Genomic DNA, 590 nt, shown 5'->3' with positions numbered 1-590 from the left:
AGAATGCACATTACCGGCGAGCCGCACCAATACCGCGCATCAATCCAGTGCAGCAGCTACGCTTTGAGACGCGCAAACGCTGCCGCAGCGCTGCCAGAGGCCTGCAGTCCCAAGAAAGAGCACTGGCATGCAATTTGCTCCCTTGTGAGGCAGGTCGCCTTGGCGGAACATCGCCGCCCGGCTTCACCCTGATTCGGAAGCTCACTGTCACGCTTCCACCACTTGGAGAACACCATGTCGAAGTCGCTTCAACTGATCAAAGATTACGATGTGAAGTGGATTGATCTGCGCTTCACCGATACCAAAGGCAAGCAGCACCACGTCACCGTTCCGGCTCGTGATGCCCAGGATGAAGACTTCTTCGAGCACGGCAAGATGTTCGACGGTTCGTCCATCCATGGCTGGAAAGGCATCGAAGCCTCCGACATGATCCTGATGCCGGTCGACGAGACCGCGGTACTCGATCCGTTCACCGAAGAGCCGACCCTGATCCTGGTCTGCGACATCGTCGAGCCGAGCACCATGCAGGGCTACGACCGCGACCCGCGCTCCATCGCCAAGCGCGCCGAGGAATTCCTCAAAACCACCGG

1 protein-coding gene is annotated in these 590 nt (G+C 58.8%); it reads left to right on the top strand.

All coding sequences use genetic code 11. The annotated features are described in order from the left end of the window. Window positions 1-234: 234 nt before the first annotated feature. Window positions 235-590, top strand: a 356-nt coding sequence (locus tag CXQ94_RS23905; RefSeq protein WP_181034372.1) for a glutamine synthetase beta-grasp domain-containing protein, incomplete at its 3' end; no start/stop codon positions are given.

Source organism: Arthrobacter sp. GMC3 (assembly GCF_002929305.1).
Classification (GTDB): domain Bacteria; phylum Actinomycetota; class Actinomycetes; order Actinomycetales; family Micrococcaceae; genus Specibacter.
Note: the sequence above shows the minus strand (reverse complement) of the source record. Positions and strands in the feature narration are given on the sequence as shown.